The 19,045-nt window shown below is 37.6% G+C and carries 17 protein-coding genes; 3 read left to right on the top strand and 14 right to left on the bottom strand.

The annotated features are described in order from the left end of the window. Window positions 1-8 precede the first annotated feature (8 nt). The 10 genes from nikC to AC1DVB_RS13305 form a co-directional block, all read right to left on the bottom strand. Window positions 9-839 (bottom strand): nickel ABC transporter permease subunit NikC, encoded by an 831-nt coding sequence (nikC, locus tag AC1DVB_RS13350; protein WP_057276528.1) that lies wholly within the window; start codon window positions 837-839, stop codon window positions 9-11. After that, on the bottom strand, window positions 836-1,780 hold the full coding sequence (gene nikB, locus AC1DVB_RS13345; protein WP_477589562.1) for a nickel ABC transporter permease subunit NikB: 945 nt from the start codon (window positions 1,778-1,780) through the stop codon (window positions 836-838). Before nikB ends, nikC begins: the two co-directional genes overlap by 4 nt. 17 nt (window positions 1,781-1,797) lie before the next feature. Next, on the bottom strand, window positions 1,798-3,423 hold the full coding sequence (gene nikA, locus AC1DVB_RS13340; protein WP_477589560.1) for a nickel ABC transporter substrate-binding protein: 1,626 nt from the start codon (window positions 3,421-3,423) through the stop codon (window positions 1,798-1,800). A 3,512-nt stretch (window positions 3,424-6,935) separates the two neighbouring features. After that, window positions 6,936-7,187 (bottom strand): hypothetical protein, encoded by a 252-nt coding sequence (locus AC1DVB_RS13335; protein ID WP_230136837.1) that lies wholly within the window; start codon window positions 7,185-7,187, stop codon window positions 6,936-6,938. Between the two features lie 26 nt (window positions 7,188-7,213). Next, window positions 7,214-7,903 carry an SH3 domain-containing protein gene (locus tag AC1DVB_RS13330; RefSeq protein ID WP_230136835.1) on the bottom strand — a complete coding sequence of 230 codons (690 nt, stop codon included), beginning with the start codon at window positions 7,901-7,903 and terminating at the stop codon, window positions 7,214-7,216. Window positions 7,904-8,661: 758 nt separating this feature from the next. After that, a complete protein-coding gene (locus AC1DVB_RS13325; RefSeq protein ID WP_230137240.1) occupies window positions 8,662-9,993 on the bottom strand; it encodes a peptide MFS transporter in 1,332 nt (443 codons plus the stop codon). Between the two features lie 675 nt (window positions 9,994-10,668). Beyond that, on the bottom strand, window positions 10,669-11,304 hold the full coding sequence (locus AC1DVB_RS13320) for a response regulator (protein WP_098186333.1): 636 nt from the start codon (window positions 11,302-11,304) through the stop codon (window positions 10,669-10,671). After that, a complete protein-coding gene (locus AC1DVB_RS13315) occupies window positions 11,301-12,641 on the bottom strand; it encodes a sensor histidine kinase (protein WP_463501415.1) in 1,341 nt (446 codons plus the stop codon). The genes AC1DVB_RS13320 and AC1DVB_RS13315 overlap by 4 nt, the downstream gene beginning before the upstream one ends. A 405-nt stretch (window positions 12,642-13,046) precedes the next feature. After that, a complete protein-coding gene (locus AC1DVB_RS13310; RefSeq protein ID WP_454862408.1) occupies window positions 13,047-13,421 on the bottom strand; it encodes a DUF1878 family protein in 375 nt (124 codons plus the stop codon). Between the two features lie 18 nt (window positions 13,422-13,439). After that, window positions 13,440-14,018, bottom strand: a complete 579-nt coding sequence (locus AC1DVB_RS13305) for a hypothetical protein (RefSeq protein ID WP_477589556.1) — start codon at window positions 14,016-14,018, stop codon at window positions 13,440-13,442. Between the two features lie 872 nt (window positions 14,019-14,890). On the opposite strand from AC1DVB_RS13305, the gene AC1DVB_RS13300 reads away from it, so the two are divergent. Further along, the gene (locus AC1DVB_RS13300) at window positions 14,891-15,037 is read left to right on the top strand and encodes a BH0509 family protein (protein WP_127777491.1); all 147 of its coding nucleotides are present in this window, start codon (window positions 14,891-14,893) and stop codon (window positions 15,035-15,037) included. A gap of 64 nt (window positions 15,038-15,101) precedes the next feature. On the opposite strand, the gene AC1DVB_RS13295 is transcribed toward AC1DVB_RS13300, so the two are convergent. The 3 genes from AC1DVB_RS13295 to groES all read right to left on the bottom strand — a co-directional run bounded on the left by AC1DVB_RS13295 (window position 15,102) and on the right by groES (window position 17,505). Beyond that, on the bottom strand, window positions 15,102-15,230 hold the full coding sequence (locus AC1DVB_RS13295; RefSeq protein WP_369316808.1) for a DUF927 domain-containing protein: 129 nt from the start codon (window positions 15,228-15,230) through the stop codon (window positions 15,102-15,104). Between the two features lie 294 nt (window positions 15,231-15,524). Next, complete coding sequence (groL, locus tag AC1DVB_RS13290) at window positions 15,525-17,162, bottom strand: chaperonin GroEL (protein ID WP_034306335.1); 1,638 nt, start codon at window positions 17,160-17,162, stop codon at window positions 15,525-15,527. Window positions 17,163-17,220: 58 nt separating this feature from the next. Continuing rightward, complete coding sequence (groES, locus tag AC1DVB_RS13285) at window positions 17,221-17,505, bottom strand: co-chaperone GroES (RefSeq protein ID WP_034306337.1); 285 nt, start codon at window positions 17,503-17,505, stop codon at window positions 17,221-17,223. Between the two features lie 333 nt (window positions 17,506-17,838). Here groES and AC1DVB_RS13280 point away from each other — a divergent pair, with 333 nt between their 5' ends. Continuing rightward, window positions 17,839-18,564, top strand: coding sequence for a CPBP family intramembrane glutamic endopeptidase (locus AC1DVB_RS13280; RefSeq protein WP_034306339.1), 726 nt, complete (start codon window positions 17,839-17,841; stop codon window positions 18,562-18,564). Continuing rightward, a complete protein-coding gene (locus AC1DVB_RS13275; protein ID WP_034306342.1) occupies window positions 18,561-18,773 on the top strand; it encodes a YdiK family protein in 213 nt (70 codons plus the stop codon). Before AC1DVB_RS13280 ends, AC1DVB_RS13275 begins: the two co-directional genes overlap by 4 nt. A 135-nt stretch (window positions 18,774-18,908) precedes the next feature. On the opposite strand, the gene AC1DVB_RS13270 is transcribed toward AC1DVB_RS13275, so the two are convergent. Continuing rightward, the coding region (locus AC1DVB_RS13270; RefSeq protein WP_477588785.1) for a transposase at window positions 18,909-19,045 on the bottom strand (137 nt) is incomplete at its 5' end.

Genomic DNA, 19,045 nt, shown 5'->3' with positions numbered 1-19,045 from the left:
CCTTTTTATTAACGACGTTTGACTCCAAAACGTTCTGATAGCGCTTCGCCTAATAAATTGAAGGTGACGACAACAAGCATAATCATCAAACCTGGATATAGCATTAATTCTGGATTCGTCCGAATATAGGATTTCCCTTCATGAATCATTGCTCCCCATTCTGGTGTAGGAGGTTGCACGCCCAAACCTAGAAACGACATGGCCGATATATCCATGATGGCCCAACCCATTTCTAATGTACCCATAACAGCGAGCGGTGGAAGAACATTTGGAATAATATGTTTCTTTATTATCTTCCATTGAGAAGAACCGCTTATTTTAGCTGCCGCTATATAGTTTTGTTCTTTTAGACTAAGTACCATTCCTCGGAAAATTCTCGCATAATACACCCATTGCACAAGCATCAATGCTATGATGACCTGTTTAAGGCCAGGTCCCAATATACCAACAAGTCCAAGAATGAGCAAAAGGTTCGGAAATGCCATAACGCCATCACACAGTCTCATTAGCACCTGGTCCACCCATCCGCCTTTATAACCAGCAATGGTTCCGACAATCAAACCGATGCCTAAAGATGAAATAAAGATTAATGTAGCAAATCCTAACGAAATGCGAGCTCCATATAAGATGCGTGATAACGTACATCTTCCTAAATGATCCGTTCCCAATGGATACTCAAAGGAAGATGGCTGTAGTTTATTAGCTAAATTGACAGCAATAGGATCATTAGGTGCAATCCAAGGAGCCAAGATGGTGATGATAAATAGGAAGCTTAATATTATTGAACAAAGGACAATCACTTTCTGACTTCTCATCATAATACGAAGACTTGTTATCATTGACGTTGCCCTCCTTTTCTGGAGATGCGTGGGTCGATACACATTTGGATTAGGTCAACAATCAAATTGCTAAAAATGAATAGTCCCGCAGCTAAAAGCACATAGCATTGAATGACAGGAACATCCCGATTAAAAATAGCTTCAATGAAATAACGACCGAATCCTGGCCAGGAAAAGACCGCTTCGACGATAATGGTTCCGGTCAGCAGCTTTCCTAAATTCATCCCCAGTCCAGTAATCATGGGGGATATGGCTATTCTCAATACATGTTTTCCCATAATGACTTTTTCATGAATCCCTCTTGTGCGAGCAAAAAGGACATAAGGTTCCTGTAAATTTTCAAGAACGCTAGCACGTAATAGTCGAGTATACAAAGCTATTAATGGCAAAGCTAAAGTAACGGAAGGAAGAACCAGATGTTGCCAAGTCCCGATTCCTTCGACAGGAAATAGGTCGAGTTTAACAGAAAAGAAAAAAATCAATAAATAACCAAGCCAAAAAGAAGGGATGGACGCCCCGAAAAAAGAGAGAAGGCGACTAAAATGGTCAATACCACTGTTTTTCTTTATGCCTGCCAAAAATCCAAGAGGGACACTGACCAGGATAGCTAATATGATGCTACCTAAAGCTAACTGAATGGTCGCTGGCATTCGATAGGTTACCTCTTCCAAAACAGGTTTATTCGAAAGATAAGATATGCCAAAATCAAATTGGCATATCTTAATAATAGAATTTACATATTGAACATGGAGGGGTTGATCTAAGCCAAACTCATGTCTTTTCTGAGCCAATATCTCATCTGTAGTTTGGATATGTGCTGCAGATAAATATGCCTCAGCTGGGTCCACTGGTGAAAGGTGAATCATTCCAAACGTAAGAAGAGTGGCCAAGAGAAAGATGGGAATAATGGCCATAATTCGTTTCAAGATATACGTGCCCATGAAAACCCTCCTGTAACTTACTTCTCGATGCTAATTCCTGTGAATGGATGTTCATCCCGGTTAGCAGGGAATGTAAAATTAGATACATCTTTTTGGTAAACAGCTATTTTCTTAATATAAGAAATGGGCACAATCGCTCCTTGGTCTTGCAGTGATTCCAAAATGGTTGAGTAAAGTTCTTGACGTTCTTTTTCATCTGTTGTTCCAGGAACTTCTGCAATTTGTTTTAACAACTCATCTCTGTTCGGATAAGATGAAATGGCTTCGTTAAAGCCAAATCCTTTTGAACCAACGACATTTAAGAAAGTATGTGGATCATATGGAGCGCCATAGTTACTAAAGAAATTCAATTCAAAATCATTAGCTTTGAATCTTTCAATTTGTACCGTAAGCTCAACTCCAACGATATTCAATTTAACACCTAGTGCCGCCCACTCAGATTGTAATGTTTCGGCCATTGCTTTTTGAATAGATTCTGCAGAGTCGTACATTAACTCGATTTCAAGCGGCTTTCCGTCTTTCTCACGAACGTTTTTTCCTTTTGGAAGCTTCCATCCCGCTTCATCTAATAAAGCTTTTGCTTTTTCGACATTATAATCAATCGGTGTTACATCAATGTCTGAAGTATACGGGAAGTTTGTCGGTAAAATGAAATCTGCCTTCTCTTCCAACCCAGAAGTAACTCCGTCAACCATTGCTTTTTTATTAAATCCATATTGTAACGCTTGACGAACACGTAAATCTGAAAGTTGTTCTTTCTTCGTATTCATAACTAGTTGTCTTGTCGCAACCGGATCAGAAATACTAGTCTCATAGTTACCTGTTGTTTCTAATTGTTTGAAAGCATCCAGACTGATAGCACCTTCACCATAAATTAGGTCCAGGTCACCTTTTTCAAAAGCAAGAACACGGGTTTCCGCATCAGGAATGACCTTGACTTTGATTTTCTTAACTTTAGGGAGTTCACCCCAATAATTTTCATTGCGTTTGAAAATAGCATATTCATCTGCTTTATATTCTTCCAAAACCCATGGGCCTGTACCGACTGGTTTTGTAACACCTTTAGAAGTGTCACCATCTTTAGGGAATCCAGCATCACCTAAGAATCGGACTGGACGAACAACGGCTAACTCTTGAATAGTAGGATAATATGGCTCCTTTAATGTTAGTTTAAATGTGTTTTGGTCAATTACTTCCGTTTGATCGACTTTCGTAATAAAGCCCAACCAACTATGTAAATCAACATTTTTCAATATAGTATCAAAGTTCTTTTTCACAATTTCAGCATTAAAGCTTGTACCGTCAGAAAACTTCACATCTTGACGGAGGTGGAACGTATATTCCTTCCCATCCTTGGAAATTTCCCAAGATTCAGCTAAATGCGGTTTCAGCTTACCACCATCTTGGTAGCTGACCAAAGGTTCATATATCATTGATGTAGCGAATAATTGAGAAGGATTATAGACATGCGGATTCATTTCACCTATATCCCTCGGCCAAGCCAAAGTAAGCATGTCTTTACTGTCTTTGTTTGAAGTTGAATTTTCTTTTGATTCATTTGTACATCCAAGTAAAAGCGTTGATAGAATTAAAACGATTGCCGATATAAATAACACTTTTCTGCTGTTTCTTCGTTTTGACATAACCATTGGTGCCCCCTGTACCATATTGAGAATTATTTTCAATTGTAATGAGTAACTATATTATTGTCAATATAATGTCGAAACTCTCAAAAAATATAATTATGTTTATAAGAAATCATATGTAGATACGTAGACCCCCAATATTCTTTTCAGCCATGAATGATGATGCTACTCCGAATATTTACACGTTCGCCCCCTTTTAAAACCGGTATTGTTCGTGAAAAGTTAGGAACCTGACCAAAATGAATTACATTCCGTCGTGAAGAAATAATTATCATTCACCTGTTTTTGGATAACACAATCATCAGTTGCAATCCTCTTAACCTTATAAGAGGATAAAACCAATAATACTATTCTGATATAATTATCTATACGTAGAAGACATCGGAGGGCGGACATTTAATCGTTGTATAGATTTGTGAATGTCCCAAACGCTCTTGCTGAGAATGGCGAAACATATATAGTGTTAAAGGACTGGGAATGTGTCACCTGACATTTTCTCATTTTTTTGTATAGCGCCATTGTTCATTTGGTTTGGCGATCCAGACGAAGTGGAGTGTGGACTGTTTACAGCTGCACTCCGTTTTCCATTACTGAATAGCATGGACAAAGGCAAACATCTGCATGATTTTCCTGAGAGCCTGTAAAGACTTAAAGCTTTCGGACATTCCCAAGAAGCTGCTATTGAAAATGCGCTACTACAAGTATCCAAAAAATTAATAAAGTCGGGTTATAAAATTTTATTGTACGTTGTCTGGGGCAGTGACCGGGAGGCCTCCAAACGACTTTACGATAAATTGAATGACCCGTTGAATGTGACTTATGATCCATCACTATACTCAGAGGAGTAGCTTATTGAAAAACTCTCTGTCTGCAGTTTGAGCATTAACTTTAAACTTCACGCTAATATTCTTTCCTTAGCAGGAAATGTCCCCTGTATCGCCCTCGGATACAGATTTAAAGTATTTGATTTGTTTCAGTCCCTTGGGCTGGAGAATTTAGTCGTTTCAACCGATTCCGATACACTAGCTCTCGATATTATGGAAGGGGCATAACAAGAAGACACTCCTTTTAAAAGGAGTGTTTATTAAGTATGAACATAAAAAAGCACCTGTTAAAGGTGCTAAGCTTGTAACGTTTTATATAGTGGATTTTCTAAACCAATTAGAGATTGCATAGTACTTGTCAACTAGCATAGGTTGCTACTCGCGGGGATCTATCTGCCTTCCTTATTTAGTTTGATGGCTCCCATTTACCTATAAAAAACGCTATCATTGTTTACCTGCTTTGGCTTGGCTTCGCTACGAGACATTTGTATCCCTTGCCTTGGGACCTCCTTTTGTCTTCGGCATTAGCCTTGTTCTCTTTGACTTGCTTTTAGGTCTTTTTGTGGTGTTTGAGCTAGCACAGGTTGCTACTCGCGGCAATTTAGCTGCCTTAGATACTATCCTTAGGTTGTCCCTCATTCACCCCTTTATATTTCTTTAATCCTGAAAGGTGTGTTCTTCCCAAGCACATACGCTTTCATTCAAAAAAGAAATAATTCGTCTACTTCTCCATACTCAATACCACATAAACGTTTTCAATCAGTTTTTAGCTCAATCAACCACGCTTCCTATCTGATTTCCTTGTTAAAAAAAACTCAATTAGTCATAATTTCTACCAATGTTTCACTACATCTTTTAGAACCTTCTAATTTTGTCGATATTTACTCAGAATTAGTAGTTATTTCTCGGGAAATTGTTGAAATTTGAAAATAGTGATTCTAAATAGTTAGAACAAAAGAATTTCTACTATTGATTTGATTGCCTCGGTTTAGATTATTATTAACACCTCGTAAAAGATTCTAAAAAAGCCATTAAGAAACCTTTTTCTTATTGAAGTAATGTTTCTTAATGGTTTTTTTGTTCAGTTTTAAGTTATGACATATCGTTTGTCAGTTAAATGTTCACCTCACGCGTAAAGCAGCGAGTGTATTGGTTGAAAATTTCTTTAATCTTAAAAGGTGTGTTCTTCCCAAACACATACGATTTCATTCAAAAGAGAAATAATTCGTCACTTCTCCATACTCAATACCCATAAACGTTTTCAATCAAGTTTTTAACTCAATTGGTCATAATTTTCACCAATGTTTTACTACATCTTTTAGAACCTTCTAATTTTGTCGATATCTACTCAGAATTTGTAGTTATTTCTCGGGAAATTGTTGAAATTTGAAAAATAGTGATTCTGAATAGTTGGAACAAAGGAATTTCTACTATTGATTTGATTGCCTCGGTTTAAACTGTTATTTAACATCTCAATATAGTCAAAGAGACTAAAAAAAGTAATGAAACCTTTTTCTTATTGAAGTAATGTTTCTTTATGGTTTTTTTGTCGTTCAGTTTTAAGCTATGACATATCGTTTGTCAGTTAAATGTTCATTTTACCCGTAGCTGCGAGTTTATTGGTTAAAAATTAAGCTCTCTTTTAATTGAATGAGAGCAAGGGTTAAATTGTCATATGTATCGGGTATCGCTATCTCTGTTTCATTGGTTCCTTCTAATCTTTCTTTTTCTTGATACAAGGTCCTTTAGCTCTATCGTTTAGGGAGTTCCCCGTATAGCGTATCGCTTTAAGCGTTTCGATGTCGGATTGAAAGAAGGTGTGTAAATTCCCACATTTTAATAATGGTTATTCATTTCGTTCTAAGTTTTAGACATACTTTCGAGCATTGATTTTGCACTTCCACTTCCTTTGAAGAGGATGCTCATTCATTCAGAAGTAAATCCTGTTTCATATCGGACTTCCCTTTCTATTTAAAGATGAAGAATCTGTGGACTTATTTTCATGTTATATCTCACACCGATACGAAACATAAAAAAGAACCGATAAGCCCCTTTCTTGAGGAACACTATTGAGGCCATGGATCTTACTGGAGCTGGGAAACCGTTGTTTTAAGCTGAGCCATATCCTTGTCAGTGGATTGTTCATTTCAAGCGTAGCTGCGAGTTGTTCATTGGTTAGAACATTTAAAATCTCATTTATATGTTTGGAATTATGGGTTAAGTTGTCTTTATACCGGGTATCGCTATCTCTGTTTCATCGGTTACTTCTAATCTACCTTTTTATAGATACATAAGATCTCTAGCTGTACCCTCCAGGGACATGCCCTTATCACGTATCGTATAACGCTATGTGCGCTTCGATGTCAGATTGAATAAAGATAGGTGACCACCATCTTAAAAACTCATATCCGTTTCGTACTAAGTTTTGACCATACTTTTGAACAGTGGGTGTGCATCCCCACATTTTCTGCCACTTCCTTAGAAAAGAATACTTGTTCATTCGGATGTATATCATGTTTGCATCAAACGTCACTTTTCTATTAAACCTAAAGATTCGAATTTATTTGTAAGTTATATCGCCCAGCGATACGCAACACACAAAAAAGAGCCGATCAATCCCTGTCTGGAGCACCTCTAGTAATAATGACTCTTGTTTTGAATGCAAGTTCTCAACTGTCTCAACTCTCATTTCATTAAACTGCCTTTTTTGCTTGCTTCAAATTGTGCATTTTGTTTTAGATGCATATCGCTTAAACAAATCTCCAATGAAATTTCAATTGAGCCTTTGGTAGAACGTCCGATACATTGGTATCGCCGAGCTTTTACAAAACAGGTGCCAAACCTATAAAGTTGAAATATTCTTTCTTCATTCTTTTTTTCAGCTGCGCGAATCATATATGGCACTATGAATTTTTTTAAAGTTTTTTGGATTCGCATAGGCAAAAAACCTTAACAGTCATCCCTTATTTTCTGAATATGGAGAAAAGTCCCCGCCATTTTTCGGAACGTTTTTGTATAGTCTCTTCTAAACGTTTATTAAATTCATTTTGTGAACTCCATTCTTTTTTCTGTTCGTCCCGCATATTTTGTATTTCTTTTTGTAAGAGTTCACTTTTTTGTTTTTCTTGTTCCAGCAATGTTTCGTAATGGGTATTTTGTTGTTCAGTTAATTGTTCAATTTTAGTATTAGTTCTTTGCGCTGAATTTCCAATACTAGAACTTATAACATGATGATCTTGCTGGAGCCGGGAAACCTTTGTTTTAAGCTGTGACATATCATTTGTCAGTTGGGCATTCATTTCACGTGTGGCTGCGAGTTCATTGACTAAAAACATTAAGACCTCGTTTAATTGTTTGGGGTCGTGGGGTGAATTTTCATATGTATCGGGTATCGCTATGTGTGTTTCATTGGATCCTTCTAATCTTTCTTTTTGTTGATACACAAGGTCTTTAGCTGTATCGTCTAGGGGCTTGTCCGTATCGCGTAGCGCTATAAGCGCTCCGATGTCAGATTTAACAAAGATACGCCGATCTCCATCTTTCAAAAACTCATATCCATTCCGCTCTAAGATTTGACCATACTTTCGAACAGTGGGAGTTGCAATCCCCACTTCTTCTGCCACTTCCTTGGAAGAGAAAGCTCGTTCATTCATTTGTATATCGCGTCGCATATCGGACCTCTTTTCTATAACTAGTTGTATCTGTAGTCTACCCGACCTTAAATTTTCTGTCTAGATAAGTATAGCCTATCCAGAAGTCGTTAGGGATAGCGATAAGATTCCCTTTTCCTTTCTTCTGTTTCCATATAGGATTAGATCACCTATTCACTTCCCTTCCTTCTCTTGCATAGCCTCCATCTCCCCTTATAATTGCGGATGTTACATCTGGTTGGGCCTGGCGCCTGGTCCCGTGCCTTTGGAAAACTGGCCAGCCTTATCCTCAAGATTCCCCTTTTTTTGTTGCAAGTTACCACTCGGACAAATTTCATATAATCACTTAAGTGGAGTGAATTACATCCTAATTCATAGGCTCTTTTACATAACCAGCTCTGAGTGCTTTTCTACTAAAAGTGGCTGGTCAATTATTGAAACCAAGTTTATTAATCTACCTAAGTGTTTATTATTGTTTCTCATCTAATATAGCTTTGACTTGTTTTATAAGAACTTCCCATTGATTTGCTTTTGTTTACTTATGTTCCGTACCATTCAAATGGATGAAAGACTCGTGAAAATGCTGAAACACAATAAGATTAAGCAAACAGAAATAAAACTTCAAAGAATCGTTCCTTTCTGGTATGGGTCGTTGTGGAGACCCCGCTACACCAGTTTGGACCGATTCTATTATTTTCCCACTAAAAAAAGCTCGACCCAAATGGCACATTATATGCCTTTTGGGTCAGCTCATTTTTTCATTATTTCATCAGCTTTGCGACTGGCTTCGAAAGGAACAACAATACAATACCTAAACCAATTGTTACAAAACCAATTACACTGAAGATTTCCAGGTAACCTAAAGACTGCGTATATGCAGCTAATTGTCCGGCTACCATATTGGCCACCGCGGAACTTGCCAGCCATACTCCCATTAGAAGTGAGGCAAGCTTGATTGGAGCAATTTTACTTACCATTGATAAGCCGACTGGTGAAATCATTAATTCGGCTAATGTATGAAGGAAATACGTTACAATCATGAACAGGATGTTCACTTTCAGCGCTGTATCGTTTCCTGTGTACATAACGGCAGGAAGCAGTACTAAGAAACCTAAACCAACAGTGACTAAACCGAGAGCCATCTTCGTTGGGGTTTTTAAGTCACCGCGTTTTGAGCTGCCAAGCTTGTACCATAAAGCAGACATAATTGGCGCTAAAATCACGATGAATAATGGGTTCAATGATTGGAACCAGGCAGTTGGAACCTCAAAGCCAAATACATTCCGATCAATTTGGTCATTGGCATACAATGTCAATGAACTTCCTGCCTGCTCGAAAGCGGCCCAGAAAGCAATGACGAAGACTGCCAAAATCACGATAGCCGTTGTACGTTTTTGTTCTCTTTTCGTTAACGGTGCAGCTGATTTTTTACCAGCTGTAACATCCGGTTTGCCGGTAGGTTCTTTACCGATATCACCTAAATAGCGATTGCCTAATAAGTTGAAAACTAACTGTCCTACAATCATGCCAATTGCTGCTGTCAAGAACCCATATTTATAGTTCATAAGCCCGACTACTAATGGGGCGAAGAAAGCCCCAACGTTAATACCCATATAGAAGATGGTGAAAGCCCCATCACGACGCGGATCATTGTCTTCATAAAGATCACCAACAATTGTCGAGATGTTTGGCTTGAAGAAACCATTACCGATGATCAATAAACCAAGACCAATGTAAAGCGCTGTTAAACTCTGACTTGCGAATAGCGAAAAGTTACCCAGCGCCATTAAAATACCGCCAATCGTGATCGCCAATCTTCTGCCTATGAAACGGTCAGTCAAGTATCCGCCAATCATTGGCGTAATATAAACGGCACCAGTAAAGAATCCGTATATGCCCATAGCCGCAGATTTGTCGACTCCAAGCCCGCCGTTTACAACCGTTGCCGTTAAGTAAAGAACAAGGATTGCCCTCATTCCGTAATAGCTGAAGCGCTCCCATGCCTCAGTAGCGAACAGCATATACAGTCCTGGAGGATGCTTTTTCCTGGACTGGTTTGGCTGCTGAACTTCTTCTTTTAATAGTGCTTGCATAATAAAGTCCTCCTCAATATGGTTAACCACCAATCGTTACATTCACAAAATAATTGCATGGTCTTTATTTTAATAGACAATTGATTGGTACGATGATGGCCACTCATTCCATCCAACTCACCATTAGTAAGCGTTTTCATTTTTTAATCTTCGCTCTGGTGCAAAAAGAATCTGATAGCAAAATCTACATGAGCATTAACTTATAAATTCCTTCATTTAACTTGAAGACAACCAATGAAGGTATTTATATTTTAAAGAATCTTTAGTGTTGTAAAATAATTTTATATTATCAGAAAATATAAAAATACAGAAAAAAAAGAAAAAAAGTCTTGTTGCATTAACGGTCTGCGCAGCAACGGATACCCCCCATCATAATAAAAAAACTGCCTTGTATTAAGGCAGTTTCAGACTGTTGACAAACTCGATTTTAGTTAGGATTGCCTACATTATTATAAAAAGGAAGTTTAAAATATGAACGTTGATTTTCACTCCAGGCACTCGCTTTCCGCGGGCGGTCCGGGAGCCTCCTCGGCGCTCTTGGCGCCTGTGGGGTCTCCCTTGGACGCGCTTTCCCCGCAGGAGTCTCGTACCTTCCGTTCCAATCAACTTTGTTAAAATTTCAATTGGAACCCCTTTTGTTTACAAACTCAAACTGCCTTGTATTAAGGCAGTTTCTTAGTCAACAATCCATTGATATAAATTTTTGGGTCTTCCTATTTTTTGATAACTCACAATAGTTTCCACTTTTCCTTCATCAAGTAAATGCATAATATAGCGATAGACGGTCGGATAAGCCAATCCAACTTCTTTAGAAATTGTATCAACAGAAAAAGGCTCACGATTAGAATGTAGAAAATCACTAACGTGACGAAGTGTTCTCTTACTAATTCCCTTTGTTACAAATATATCCTTCTCTTCACTGGATTTTTGCTGCGGAGCTGATTGGGTTAATTTTGCTAGGCGGGCATGCAGTTGAATTCTTGAAATCAAATCAGGCGCTTTTACAGGCTTTAACGCAAAATCCGTTGCGCCTGCTTCAAGAAAGCGATCAGCAATTTCCTGCCGTTCATCGACTGTTAATACAAGAATCGGAACATCAGCATTAAGTTTACGAAGCTCACCCACTGTTTTTATTCCGTCCATTTCCGGCATATGATAATCCACTAAAACAACATCCGCTCCTTTTTCTGCAAACACATTCAACCCTTCTTTTCCATTGTTCGCCGTATCTGCATTCCAGCCGGCAAATTCACAAATTTCACTTAGCATGTATTGAATTGATGCATCATCATCTATGACTAAAATGTTCATCTTGACACACTCCCCTCAGCTAGTTTAATCCAAATTATTGTCCCGTGCCCAAGCTTGCTGTCAATTTCCACCGATGCACCATGTCCTTCAGCAACTTGTCGCACGAAAGCTAATCCCATCCCTGGATGCGATTTCGTACTGAACCCAGCTTTCCATACTTCCACCTGCTCTTTAGGTGAAATCCCTTTCCCGTTATCTGATACGCCCAACCAAAGTTCATTTTCATAGGTTTTTACCTTAAGTGAAATCTTTCCATCTTCCACTCCATTCACTGCATCATAAGCATTGTCAATTAAATTCACCAATGCCCTTGTCATTCGGATTTTATTAATGAAAATTTTAATTTCAGGATCTGTTTGAAAGTCTACCTTCAGATTAAGATTTGTCCCGCTCAGTCTGCTTGCTTCGACATATTCAACTAAATCTTTTATACGGCACCAATGTTTTTTATCATCATATAAAATCTCGGAAATCATGTCGCTAACGGAATGAATCGATGCTGAAATCCTTTGACAATATTCCTTAATTTTAGAATCGTCCACTTTCAAACTAATTAAAGAGTTTAGCCCCTCAATTGCTGTGAGTGGTGTTTTTAAATCATGGACCAGATATAGTGCTTCTCGTCCTGATCTTGACTGCATTGCTTCTAACTGCGCATAATGAAGCTCTTGCTTTATCCGCCATCTTTGTTCAGATAAAGAAAAATACACAGCTAAAATAACAGCATTAATAACAAAAATTAAGCACAAAGTTAAACTGTACAATGTTAAGGATTGCTCAAATCCAATTTGAACCGCTATATCTTTTAATTCCTTAGAAATCGATCCTTGGCCAAATCCATATTGGGATAAAGAAGGAATCTCATTCAGCCATTCAATCCCAAAGATTAATTGAGAACAAATAATCGTTTTAATAATGGGCTTTAGTCTATCCTTTTCAAAGGCTTGCAATAATAAGATGGCTAACAACAATAACAACGCATATGCGCTAAATGAGTATGTTAAAGAATAATAAGCATTTATCACGATATAATCGAGAGGAATAACAATAAGGGGAATGACGATTTTTAACCATGGACGGTTTAAACGAGCACCGATTTCGTCTCCCAACAGCAGTGCACCAATATAATGAAACAAAGCTAAAACTGTATTTAAAGAAATTAACAAAAAAACGGCAAGCATCAGCTTATTTCCCGTTTCTTCACCTTCTCTTAAAGAAATAAGCAAATCAGTAAGGCCAATTTCGTCAGGACCCAACCACGACAGTAAGAATACCCCGAATAAAATTACTCCAATTTTTATCCATATTGTCCAAGACCTCATAAGACTAGCTATCATAATCATTTCACCTTTAATCGATTATTTGCTTCTAGAATAGAATGATGACCATTCTTTCATTTCGTATTGATTTAAATGTATGTATACCCTTCCATTCTCATTATACGCAATTCATCATTATTATGAAAATTATAAAAAAATGGGTACGTGGATGAGCTACCCTATAGACAAAAAATTAATTATTATCCTTATAGAGTTATTTAACTACACTGCATTTTTTTCCATAGAAAAAAACACCTCCATATTGATTGGTTGATATTTAATACCTACTTTTCAACGAAAGGTGTTTTTACTTTTCTCATTTTTCAGGTCAGTGCAATTATAAAAAAAGGATTATCTCGCTTTTGCATATTTAGTTAGTTTGCCGAAATAATATTATATTCTGATGCTTTTTGAGATTATACTTTATTGTTCCAAGAGGTAATTACATAAATCAACTTGAAAATATTGATTTCTCAAGGATTTAATTAGATAAATAGGGTTCACATCAATATTCACATGTAACAATGCCTTTTCAAAGGTATCCATGGACACTGAAGGATTATCTCCTAATAATGATGCAATGGCTGCTTCATATTTACCCTTTTGGTAAGTACCTTCCTTTTTATCTTCTAAAGCATGAAGTATATCAAAAATTACCTTTGAATCATTTTCACTCAGATCATTATTCAAAATGAAATGAAAAAAAGTATATTGTTCAGGATTTTTATCCAAAGCAATTGTAAGTAATAACTTTTGATGATATTTCATCTTTTTAAATTCATCTATTAACTCATCCATTAAATTCAGCTCCTACTATTATAATACCCAAAGTGCAATTGCCCAAGCAATAGATCTAGCAGCACTTGGTGCAAAGCCTAATTCATGTATCATGAAATCAACTAATCTTGCTTCAATTTTATTAGACATTCTGTCTAATGCATCACCAATTTCAAAAGCATGTTTTTTCAAAAGCTTACCATTGGCAGGTGATAAACTACCAACAATTTTGCCCATTGCTGTACCACCATACTTTAGTGCATACACTACAACTGTCTTTTTAAATCCCCTTTTTTTGGACTCATTTTCTAATTGTTGAATAATTTCAGATGACATTTGAGTACCATCATAAGGGTTGACGGGGTTGGCCTGTTGCATTGACAAACTTGAGGGAGTCGATTGGTCAGCAATGACACTTTCTATTTCTTCTAGGCTAATTTGGGCTTGCTCGGTTACTATTATAGAACCAATTTCAGTATTTGTTCGAATTGTTGATTCATTTAGTTCTGAAGCAGAAGCTTTTGAAAATGGAGCAAAAGCTGAAAATAGAAAAGCACTTGCAATAGCTGGAACTATAATTCTCTTAACACCAATTTCTCTAACTCTAATAATTTTCATATTGGTCAAACTCCTTTTAACAATGGGGTTAGGGTAAGTGTTTCCGCACTTCTATCTTAATACTAATATATTTAGTAAATCCCCTCGTTCCAAAAATGAAACGATATAATTTACATTTCATAATTCCCTTATTTGATATTCACATATTTGGTGTGAGCATTCATGACTGAATCTCCCGTTAGACCCCTATAATAAGGGATTAAGCGATGATTACATCATGCCCGCCCATTCAATTAATAATTTAATAGGAAGTAACAAGGTAATAATATCAACACTTTTGGTCAAAGCCACCTAAAATAACTTCACTTAGTGTCATGATATTTCAATGTCAGGTGAGCAAATAGGTGAGCATTTTCAATTAAATTCTTATAAATAACTGGTATGAAGAACCTGAAAAAGCCCCACTATTACAAGAGGAAGCATAAATCTAATCCTAATCCTATATTATTTCGGAAGGAGAAAAGATTATCATGAAAATGAAAAAATCCTTAAATCGAATTCAAACTGCATTATTAAAGAAACACATAAATGAGTTTTAAGAAAAAGATGGCATTTTAACTGAGGCTTTCATTTTAGAAGGACCAGAAGATATGATTTTCTATGTCTATAAGTTTGAATCTCCCTGTAAAACTGTGAAAGGTGCAATTTTATTATAAAAATTGAGAGGAGATTTTATAAATGAAATTTCAAAAAATTCTTAACTGCTTCAAAGTAAATAGATAAATACCATTTCTATATTATTTCCTTAAAAATCATCTATATTTGATATTTGTTTAATCTTACATTGAGATATATAATAAAAATAAGAAAAAAGAAAGCGTTTTCAATATTTAAATACTTCGTTACTTCTCATACTATAAGGAGGATTTAAGATGAGCCAAGTAGAAAGAAAATCCAAAGTGCAGAAATTAATTGAGCAACAAAAATTCAATGAGAAAGACATTTCCAAGATGACAGATTCACAGATTGAATATTATCACTGGCTCTATTTTGATGACTCTGTTTATGATTATATGTAACTCAAATATAAAATGATAAAAAGCGGGAAAAACATTGATAATTCATGGTTTCCCGCTTTTACTTTTATTCTTTAGGACTCCCCCATACCGATGCATAGAGTAGAAGTAAACCACTTTTACCACTGCTGGACTCTCCTAATACCTCTACAACTATGGGCTTCATATCAAACTCTTGCAAAAATAACCGAAGCAAGATGCTTGTAAAGGGGAAACTGTCTTTGGGTGATCCTTCACTAAGTTAAAAACATTTTCAATCAACTTTTAGCAGTTCCTTTTAAGGACTCTAAGTTTTGTTGTTCCCCCATCGCCAAGAACTATATGTATGTCTTTCGTTGAAATTGGATGTATGAAGTTTCCCTTTCAACATCGAAGAAAAGGCCTCCCACAGTAAACTGTGGGAGGCCTTTAACTTTAAAGATATTCACATGTTAGGTGAGCATTCATGACTGAATCCTCGTTAAACCCCTCTAAGGGATTTAGCGAATGATTACATCATGCCGCCCATTCCGCCCATGCCACCCATGTCAGGCATGCCCATGCCGCCAGCGCCTGCAGGTTCTGGTTTGTCAGCAACGACAGCTTCTGTAGTTAAGAACATAGCTGCTACAGAACCAGCATTTTGTAGAGCTGAACGAGTTACTTTAGTAGGATCGACGATACCTGATTCGATCATGTTCACCCATTGTCCAGTAGCTGCGTTGAAGCCAGTGCCTACTGCTTCGCCTTTAAGGCGCTCTACGATTACAGAGCCTTCAAGTCCAGCATTGTGAGCGATTTGACGAACAGGCTCTTCGATGGCACGAAGAACGATTTTCACGCCTGTTGCTACGTCGCCTTCCGCTTGGATTTCAGCGATTTTATTGTATACGTTAAGAAGTGCTGTACCACCACCAGCTACGATACCTTCTTCAACAGCGGCACGAGTGGAGTTCAATGCATCTTCAATACGAAGTTTACGTTCTTTCAATTCTGTTTCAGTAGCTGCACCGACTTTGATTACCGCTACACCACCAGCTAATTTAGCAAGGCGTTCTTGTAATTTTTCACGGTCGAATTCAGAAGTTGTTTCTTCTAATTGAACACGGATTTGGTTTACACGAGCTTGGATTTGAGCTGTATCTCCAGATCCTTCAACGATCGTTGTATTTTCTTTTGTAACAACCACTTTAGACGCACGGCCTAATGAATCGATTGTTGCAGATTTAAGATCAAGTCCGATTTCTTCAGTGATTACTTCGCCGCCTGTAAGAGCTGCGATGTCTTCAAGCATCGCTTTACGACGGTCACCGAATCCAGGAGCTTTAACCGCAACAGCGTTGAATGTTCCACGAAGTTTGTTCACAACAAGAGTTGCAAGCGCTTCGCCTTCTACATCTTCAGCAATCAATAATAGCGGTTTTCCTTGTTGTACAACTTGCTCAAGTACAGGAAGGATTTCTTGGATATTCGTGATTTTTTTATCAGTGATCAAGATATATGGATTCTCAAGGACAGCTTCCATTTTATCTGAATCAGTAACCATGTATGGAGATGCATATCCGCGATCGAATTGCATACCTTCTACTACGTCCAACTCAGTTGTGAAACCTTTAGACTCTTCGATTGTGATGACGCCGTCGTTACCAACGCGCTCCATTGCTTCCGCAATCAGTTGGCCCACTTCTTCATCAGCTGAAGAGATGGCAGCAACTTGTGCGATAGATTCTTTGTTTTCAACAGGTTGGGAAATGGCTTTCAATTCTGCGATTGCAGTATTGACTGCTTTCTCGATTCCTTTACGGATACCCATTGGGTTCGCACCAGCTGTTACGTTTTTAAGACCTTCACGGATCATCGCTTGCGCAAGAACCGTTGCAGTAGTTGTACCGTCACCAGCTACGTCGTTTGTTTTGCTTGCTACTTCAGCAACCAATTTCGCACCCATGTTTTCGAATGCATCTTCCAATTCGATTTCTTTAGCGATCGTCACACCGTCATTTGTGATAAGCGGCGAACCGAATTTTTTCTCAAGAACCACGTTACGACCTTTTGGTCCAAGCGTTACTTTAACTGCATCTGCAAGTGCGTCCACACCGCGAAGCATGGAGCGGCGAGCTTCTTCACTAAATTTAATTTCTTTAGCCATTTATAAGTACCTCCCTAAAATTTAAGAAAATTTTCGTTCAGTTAAGTATGATGTATAATTAGCCGATTACAGCTAGAATGTCGCTTTCACGTAAAATTAAGTATTCAGTGTCTTCGTATTTAACTTCAGTACCTGCATATTTTGAGAAGATAATTAGATCGCCTTGGGCAACCTCTAAAGCAACACGTTCGCCATTTTCAAGGACACGGCCAGTACCAACTGCTACTACCTTACCTTCTTGTGGCTTTTCTTTAGCAGTATCAGGAAGAACAATACCGCTTGCAGTTTTTTCTTCAGTTTGAACTAGTTCAATAATAACGCGATCACCTAATGGTTTTAACAAGTGAAACAACCTCCTCATATTCTCTTGATAATTTGTTTCATGATTATTAGCACTCATCATCATCGAGTGCTAACACATTTATAATATTAAATAAACCGAGCCTTTTTTGCAAGTATCTTATTGAAAATTTTTTATTAATTTCTGATAAATTACGGGTAAACTACTTTAGCATAATGATTTCCTAAACTTAGTCATTGAAATGTCATGTTAGGGGTACCTTTAAGTGGTGTTCTGCCCCAATTTTTGATACCATTTTGTAGTATGCGTTTATAGATTGTCCCCATGTCAGTAACGTTCCAAGCGGATGGGTGACTATAAAAGGAGTTTTCATTTTTGAAAAAAGAATATTGGTTCGTCATCATCACTTATATTGCCATGCAATTATCCAGTATTGTCGGGGTACCCATTTTCATGCTGATCGGGTCTTATACCGGAATGCCGGCTGATGAACTCGAAGTGAAATCTGCAGCATACTGGATAGTTTTCAGTTTTCTCGCTGCTTTATTCCTGATTCTTTTTTTAATGAGAAAAGATATGAGGGAAAAGCTGGACACGAGAAACCAAACTTCCGTATCCATGTCCATATTATGGGCAATTGCAGGAGTGTTCATGGCTCTTTTTGCGCAAAGCATTGCCGGAAGCATTGAACAAATGCTTGGGGTGGAGTCTGAATCTGAAAATACGCAGCAACTCATTTCACTCATTTACAAAGTCCCCATGGTCATTTTCGTCACTTCAGTAATTGGACCTATATTGGAAGAATTAATTTTCCGTAAAATTATTTTCGGATCACTTCATAAACGCTTTAACTTCTTTATTTCTGCTTTAATCAGCTCAGTTATTTTCGGCTTGGCGCATGGTGAATTTGAACATCTTCTTTTATATACGGCAATGGGCTTCACTTTTGCTTTCCTTTATGCGAAAACAGGCCGCATTCTCGTTTCCATGAGCGCTCATATTGCGATGAACACGCTTGTTATCATCCTTCAAGTGGTATATCGGGAGGATATTGAGAAGATGCTAGATACTGCACAGGCCTTCATCGGAGGTTTATTATGAAACGTCAATCACCATTATTCATGGGCATCATTTATGCAGGCTTAGGGGCTCTTTTTACCGCTATCGCAATTCAAACCGTCAATTCTTCTGGATGGGGACTCTTTGCCTACATACTTGTCCTTATTGCGACTCTTGATTTTGGATCGGGATTACGCATGATCATGCTGCACTTTAAGATTAAAGCCGCACAAAAAAATAAGAAAAAATAAAAAAACGCTGCATAAATGCAGCGTTCAGTTTGTAGACAAAAGGGGTTCGGAATTAAAAAATTCTGAACCCCTTTTGAAATTCCCTTTGAATTTCCGCCTAAAGTTAAGAGATTGGGGCTCTACGAGCCCACTATGTTAGGCCATTTTTGGACCTCGCCATGTCCAATTGGCCATCTTCTTTAAATTAATGGCAGCGAAAGTAAGCATCGCCTGCATCGACAATTTTTTAAGTCCCCTTAAAGTAGTCCAACGCATACCATGCTTTTCTTTTG

The sequence above is a fragment of the Peribacillus sp. P4_D6 genome, assembly GCF_056401795.1.
The sequence above is the reverse complement of the archived record's forward strand: the minus strand, read 5'-3'. Positions and strand labels throughout refer to the sequence as shown.